Raw genomic sequence first — 6,676 nt, 5'->3', positions numbered from 1 at the left:
GCGCGGGACGCGCTTGCGGAGCGCTTGAGCAGCGAGAAATCCGCGCTGCCGACCGAGTCGGGGGCTTCGCCGGGTCGAATTTCAACAGGCTGCTAACACTTGAGTTAAGCCGCGCCACGAAGTGGCGTCGGCTTGAATGAATGGTTAGGACGCTGGCCCGCGATTGGCAGCCTTGTGCTCTCGAATTGCTGCTGGTAACAAGAGAACGCCAGCCAACACAAGTGCGATTGAGCCAATAAGAATTGCGGGGCCAAGCCAGGCAGGCGAGGTCTCTAGGACGGCACCGAAGATCCTGCCGATCACTGCGCCAACGATGCCTGCCGAAAGCGAGAGCGCAGACAGCAAAATCACCTTACGGCCTGACAAAGATTTGGGGCTCGCCATGCTGCTTCTCCTGCGACCTAACACTTGAGTTAAGCCGCGCCGCGAAGCGGCGTCGGCTTGGACGAATTGTTAGCTGTACAGCTGGTGCAGCCGCGCCGCCTTGGCTTGTGCTGCTTTGCGGATCGCCGGGCCTGCGAGGTACCGACCTACAAGCATCCAAGCGCTGATGCTGCCGATGAGTACCCAGAGAGCTGTGGTCTTGTCGGCACCGGGCGCGAAGTACAGGTAACCCGACACTCCTAAACCCGCCAGGAAGACGAGCCAGGCTACCCAGCTCCGCCGAAGTGCTCGCTGAGTTTCCTCCGCAACGATCTCGCGCGCGAGTGGCTCATTGAGCCGGTACTCCTTTGCGACAACTTCCGTAGTAACGATCTCATTCTCACGCAACACGGTGACCTCTCCCTGTACAGCTAACGCCGCGTTAAGCGGCCGCGGGCCGATAGCGTCAGGAAACACGACAGCCTCTCCCCGCGGTCCGCTTGAACGCTTAGTTAGATGTGAGTGCTACAGCCCTCTTATTGGGTGCGTTGGGAGCGAAGCCATGCGTAGTAGCTACGGAGCAAGTGATAGGCGCCTGGACTCAGGTTCTCCTGATAGGCCATCCAGAGTGTTGAGCCTGGGCTACATCCGGACTGCACGCAGTAACCCAGCGTGAATGGGCTATATGGACCACATCCACCAGAAAGTTCGCACACGAGCAGGTTAGTGGCCTGCGCCAATGACAGTTGCTGGTCCGCAAAGCCAAAGCGATCCTCGCTCAATCCGAACGCGGATGGTTTAGGAATGGCTCCGTGCTCTAGAAGGTACAGGCTCGCCTCTTGAAAAGTCAGGACATCGACCTCCCCGCGCAGTACTTCCCGCGCAAAGGACAGTGCGGCCTCTCTGCCTAGCTGGCGCTCCACTGACAATATGCTTTCAGGCGCATTGCGACTCGGTGGAAGGGCTGAGGTGTCGACCCGAAAGTCGGTGCAATAGGCGATCAAAGCCTCGACTGCCCACTCACGAGAGACATCCCTAACGGGAGCTTGCAGAGCGCCTCGCGGATCAAGCTCGGAAGTACAGAGCCCTTGCACCACGACAGCCAAGTGTGCGACGCGATAGTCGTCGAGCCCGAACGTTGCTACTGCCTGATCAAAACCTTCCGAGGCTGATGCGGCGTTGAGCAACACGCCCGCTGGTGGCTGGTCATCCTGGGCGGCGGTTGTCCCGACTCTGCTAGTGAAGGGTCTGCTTGGTGTAAGCGCACTTTCACCAAGGGGCGCGTGTTCTGCGTCTCCAGGCGAATCCGAGCTGTGATCCAAGTAGAGTGGACTCTCGGTTCCCTGAATGAAGACGATCGCGACCCCAATAAGGGTCGCGGTCATAGCGCCAAATAGCACCAGCCTCACGGGCACTTCAATGATCCTGGCAATGCATGACTGAAGGGAGCGCTCATTCCACTCCATATGTAAACCTCGGTACCGCCGTCATCGAACTCCACTCTAAAAGCTTGTCCGGCCCGGGGAACGCCGCGTCCCGTTGCGAGCCATTGGGCACGTACATAACGTCCGTCTTCCTGGGCGTGGGCTTCTCGCGTCATTGCGTCGGAGCTGCACGTTGCCGGAACAGGATTGTTAGGGTTGTTGAGTGCTTGCTGAACTGGGCGGACAGCGACACCGCTACCGTGACTGTTAGACAGCATCTGTCCGCGCCAAGCAAGCTGCAGCAAGGTGCCACCGTACGACAGACTGTGCCCGACTACAGTCGTTTGCGGCATCGTAGGAGTGCTGCAAGAGATGCTCGGGTCGTTAGAGCCTTGGCCACGACCTCGCCCATTCCCGCGTGACGGGCTCGTGTCGCCGGCGCCGTGCGGCATATAAGAGCCTCCTCCGCCGTCATCGCCACCGGTTCCCCAGAACGTGCTTTGCGAGACGTACATGTCGTCCGATAGCATCGTCTCGCTCTCAAAGTATGGGTCGTAGAAGGCGGAAACAAGTACCCAAGTGGAGCCATTCCACGCGTAAAGACCCGCGTTCTGATAGGTCGACGAGATTGAAGGTTGCTCGCTACCACTCGGGGCGACGCAAGCGTGTGCGAGATTAGAGCCTGAGAACAAAGCTACCCCTGCAAGTACCATGGTCCGTAGCACGTCATTCCTCCAGAGTGAGTTGTAGTTGTTTGTTCTTCTGCCGCAATGCGCGTAGGTACATGCCAGCGCGGCTGCGAGCTTACGGAAACGTGAAGGTTGCCGCAAGGCTCGGACTCACATCTAACACTTGAGTTAAGCCGCGCCACGAAGTGGCGTCGGCTTGAATGAATGGTTAGGACGCTGGCCCGCGATTGGCAGCCTTGTGCTCTCGAATTGCTGCTGGTAACAAGAGAACGCCAGCCAACACAAGTGCGATTGAGCCAATAAGAATTGCGGGGCCAAGCCAGGCAGGCGAGGTCTCTAGGACGGCACCGAAGATCCTGCCGATCACTGCGCCAACGATGCCTGCCGAAAGCGAGAGCGCAGACAGCAAAATCACCTTACGGCCTGACAAAGATTTGGGGCTCGCCATGCTGCTTCTCCTGCGACCTAACACCAGAGTTAAGCCGACCCGCGAAGCGGGGTCGGCTTGAACGAGTAGTTAGGTGTCAGCGCGATGCAGGGCACCAACCACACGCTCACACCGAGAAAGCAACTCAAGGAAGTCTCGCTGCTCCACATCCTGCGCAAGCTCCTCTTGAACCGATGCGAAGTCAGCTTCGCTGAAATCAATGGATGCAAGCGACGGTTGCTCACCAGCCAGGGCTTGCTCTCCTACGGAAAGGAGCCTTGCTGCCTTGCGGATCACCCGTTCCTTAAGTTCGCGGCAAGGCTCTGACTCGCCGGGAAGCCATACTTTCGTGGAATGCGCGTAGCCAGACTCTGGCTCGAATATTTCGCGAAGTGCTGCGACCGCGGCTTCAAGTTCACGCATCGCCACTCCTCCCATCCGAGGACGGGCTGCGCGAGACAGACCGCGCAACCATGAGCGTGGCGACAGGCGCAACTACTGCGACGATAACAGTCACAACTGTATACAACTCGCGTGGACCTTGATCGATCAGGATGAAGTAGTAACGAACGAGGTAAGAACATACAACCGACACAAAAAAGGCCGCAGCGATCCCGACGAGTTTCGGTCGCGGCCGGAGAACAATAAGGGTCACAATGAATGGCACAAAGGTCATGCCCACCGCTTCTCCAAGCAGCGCATACTTCCATACGGGAGGAATGTCTTGCTTGGAACCGAACATCGTCACTGCGGCGAGCGCCAGAATGGCAACGCCAAGAACAATCACGATCCTATTCATCTCTTCCCTCTGTGCTCTCGCGATATCGACACTAGCAGATTCTTCCAGAGAAGTTCCCCCGCCATGCCACCTAACGCCGCGCTTAACCGGACGGACAAAGCGTAGCTTTGTCCGTTCCGAGTTGAAGCGCATTGTTGGGCGTAACTATAGGAGATTGAAATGGCGAAAGAACTGAAATTCGATGTGTACCATCCCGGCGAAATGGGGGCTGGCATTTGGGGCTATAGCGATGCCGTGACGGTGACGGTTGAGAACGACCCTGGCGGAGAGGAAGGTGAGTTTGAGCAGTACATGCGCGAGTGCCTGGCAGAATGGTTCGATGGCGCGAAAGTGACGCCCAACTGGTTATTCGGCGTCAAAGTGACGTGTAACGCTGACGCGTAACGTCGTGTCCTCGCGCCCGCGCGTAGGAAATTTCCTACCCCAATCAGCGACATATCGCTGATCGTGACGCGTAATCCTGAGGCCTAAGATCGCCATCGGTTTTCCTTGCCTGCGAGGCGGTGATGGCACCCTACAACGGGTCGGGCGGATCGGCAATCGGGGCGGCAGCGGAGGCGGTGGCGCGGCCGCCGCGCCTGCTCGACGAGGTACGCGGGCGGATGCGCCGGCTCGGGCTCGCCAAGCGCACGGAAGAGGCCTATGTCGGCTGGATCCGGCGCTTCATCCTCGCCAACGGCAAGCGCCATCCGCGCGAGATGGGGGCGCGCGAGGTGGAGGCGTTCCTGACCAGGCTTGCGACGCGCGACAAGGTGGCGGCCTCGACGCAGAACCAGGCGCTGGCGGCGCTGCTGTTCCTCTATCGCGAGGTGCTGGGCGAGCAGTTGCCGTGGATGGAGAACATCCGCCGCGCGAAGCGGCCGGAGCGGTTGCCGGTGGTGTTGACACGGGCGGAAGTCGCGGCGCTGCTGGGCGAGTTGTCGGGGCGGGCGTGGTTGATGGCGGCGCTGCTGTACGGCAGCGGGCTGCGGCTGATGGAGTGCGTGCGGCTGCGGATCAAGGACGTGGACTGCGAGCGCCGCGAGCTGATCGTGCGCGACGGCAAGGGCGGCAAGGATCGGCGCACGATGCTGCCGGCGGCACTGGTCGAGCCGCTGCGCGCGCAGATGGCCGAGGCGCGGCGGGTGCATGCGGCGGATCTGGCGGCCGGTTTCGGCGCGGTGTGGCTGCCGGATGCGCTGGCGCGCAAGTATCCGAATGCGTCGCGCGAGCCGGGCTGGCAGTACGTGTTCCCGGCCCGGGAGCGCAGCCGGGATCCGCGCGATGGGCAGATTCGACGGCACCATGTCGATGAGCAGGCGTTGCAGCGGGCGATGAAGGCCGCGGTGCGCCGCGCCGGGCTGGCCAAGCCGGCCAGCTGTCACACGCTGCGGCATTCGTTCGCGACGCATCTGATCGAGGACGGCTACGACATCCGCACCGTGCAGGAACTGCTCGGGCACGCCGATGTGGCGACGACGCAGATCTACACCCATGTGCTCAATCGCGGCGCGGGCGCGGTGCGCAGTCCGCTCGACGGTGCGCGGCGCGGGTAGGCGCGGTTCTGCGGCGATGTGGTGACTGTGGTGGAGCGGCTGCATCGGGCCGATCGCCGCGATGGCGACCCCCGGCACCACATGCGCCGCGCTCGCGAATCCGATCGTCGGGGTTCGCAAGCTCACCCCGACCTACGCGCTGCGTGCGGGTCGGCGATGCCGGACATGACGAACGGTGTGTGTGGTCGGGGACGGCTCGGGTGGGAGCGGCCATGGCCGCGATGCGGTGGTCGCAATGTGGCCGGTGCGGTGGCCATGCCGGGTTGATCGCCGCCATGGCGGCTCCCGCAATCGCGCCGCGTGAGGGGCTTGGCGACGGAGTCGCCGTGCCGCGCTCAATCGACGAAGCTCACCGCATGCACGGGCGGCAGCCGCGCCGGGGCGGCCTGCCAGCGGTCGCCCTGGTCTTCGCTGATCCACAGGCCGCCGGTGGTGGAGCCGATGGCGAGGTGCTCGCCGCTGGCGTCGATGGCGAGGCCGTGGCGGTAGACGAGGTCGTAGGCGTGCTCCTGCGGCAGGCCCTGCATGAGCAGGTCGAAGCTTTCGCCGCCGTCGCGGGTGCGGGCGACGGCCAGGCGGCCGTCGACGGGCACGCGGCATTCGTCCTTCACGGCGGGGACGAACCAGGCGGTGTCCGGCTTGCGCGGATGCACGGCGACGGCGAAGCCGAACACCGAGGGCGGGACGTTGGCGATCTCCTGCCAGCGCTGCGCGCCGTCGGTGCTGCGGAACACGCCGCAGTGGTGCTGCACCCACAGCGCGTCGGGCGCGGCGGGGCACTGCACCATGCGGTGCACGTCCTGCACCAGCGGGTCGAACTGACGCTCGGGCGGCATGTAGGCGGCGCGCATGCCGTGCGAGGCGACCTGCCAGTGCTCGCCGCCGTCGCGGCTGATCCATGCGCCGCCGGTGGAGACGGCCACGCGCAGGGTGCGCGGGTCGCGCGGATCGACGCAGATCGAGTGGATGCCGGGGAAGTCGTAGCCGCCGCCGAACCATTCCCTGCGCTCGGGCAGGTCCCACAGGCCGCGCACCAGTTGCCAGCTGTCGCCGCGGTCGTCGGAGCGGAACAGGCCGCCGGGGATGGTGCCGGCCCACAGCCGGCCGGGTTCGTCGGCGCCGCCGCAGGCCAGCGACCACAACAGTTGCAGCGAGGCCGGCTGCGGCGGCTTGCCGTCGCCCATCACGACTTCCTCGCCTTCGGCGTAGGCCGGCACGGCGACTTCCTGCCAGCTGTCGCCGCGGTCGTCGGAGCGTTGCAGTTTGGTGCCGAAGTGGCCGAGGTCGAGCGCGGCGTACCAGGTGCCGTCGCGCGGGTCGATGTGGGCGAGGGTGACGTTGTCGCCGAGGAACCAGTGCCGGGCGACGCGCCAGCCGCCGCTGCCGCGTACCAGCGAGAACAGGCCCTTGCGGGTCGAGACGAGCAGATGGTCGGACAC

6 protein-coding genes are annotated in these 6,676 nt (G+C 63.3%); 2 read left to right on the top strand and 4 right to left on the bottom strand.

Features of this window, described 5'->3' with window-relative positions:
- Positions 1–453: 453 nt before the first annotated feature.
- From HNQ58_RS11705 to HNQ58_RS11695, 3 genes are all read right to left on the bottom strand, one after another.
- Entirely contained in the window at positions 454–840 is a 387-nt protein-coding gene (locus tag HNQ58_RS11705; RefSeq protein ID WP_183949110.1) for a hypothetical protein, read from the bottom strand.
- 2,153 nt (positions 841–2,993) lie between these two features.
- Positions 2,994–3,326, bottom strand: a complete 333-nt coding sequence (locus HNQ58_RS11700; RefSeq protein WP_183949109.1) for a hypothetical protein — start codon at positions 3,324–3,326, stop codon at positions 2,994–2,996.
- Positions 3,319–3,702 (bottom strand): hypothetical protein, encoded by a 384-nt coding sequence (locus tag HNQ58_RS11695; protein ID WP_183949108.1) that lies wholly within the window; start codon positions 3,700–3,702, stop codon positions 3,319–3,321. The genes HNQ58_RS11700 and HNQ58_RS11695 overlap by 8 nt, the downstream gene beginning before the upstream one ends.
- Positions 3,703–3,861: 159 nt before the next feature.
- On the opposite strand from HNQ58_RS11695, the gene HNQ58_RS11690 reads away from it, so the two are divergent.
- A complete protein-coding gene (locus HNQ58_RS11690; RefSeq protein ID WP_183949107.1) occupies positions 3,862–4,086 on the top strand; it encodes a hypothetical protein in 225 nt (74 codons plus the stop codon).
- 176 nt (positions 4,087–4,262) lie between these two features.
- The gene (locus tag HNQ58_RS11685; protein WP_425504178.1) at positions 4,263–5,237 is read left to right on the top strand and encodes an integron integrase; all 975 of its coding nucleotides are present in this window, start codon (positions 4,263–4,265) and stop codon (positions 5,235–5,237) included.
- A gap of 335 nt (positions 5,238–5,572) precedes the next feature.
- Here the strand turns inward: HNQ58_RS11685 and HNQ58_RS11680 are convergent, their stop codons facing one another.
- Positions 5,573–6,676, bottom strand: coding sequence for a beta propeller repeat protein (locus HNQ58_RS11680; protein WP_183949105.1), 1,104 nt, complete (start codon positions 6,674–6,676; stop codon positions 5,573–5,575).

Source organism: Rehaibacterium terrae (genome assembly GCF_014202935.1).
Taxonomy (GTDB): domain Bacteria; phylum Pseudomonadota; class Gammaproteobacteria; order Xanthomonadales; family Xanthomonadaceae; genus Rehaibacterium; species Rehaibacterium terrae.
This window is presented reverse-complemented; position numbering and strand designations above follow the sequence as displayed.

Coding starts and splice junctions, on each gene's coding strand:
- HNQ58_RS11700 (WP_183949109.1), bottom strand. CDS start 3,326: ATGCGTGAACTTGAAGCCGCGGTCGCAGCACTTCGCGAAATATTCGAG.
- HNQ58_RS11695 (WP_183949108.1), bottom strand. CDS start 3,702: ATGAATAGGATCGTGATTGTTCTTGGCGTTGCCATTCTGGCGCTCGCC.
- HNQ58_RS11690 (WP_183949107.1), top strand. CDS start 3,862: ATGGCGAAAGAACTGAAATTCGATGTGTACCATCCCGGCGAAATGGGG.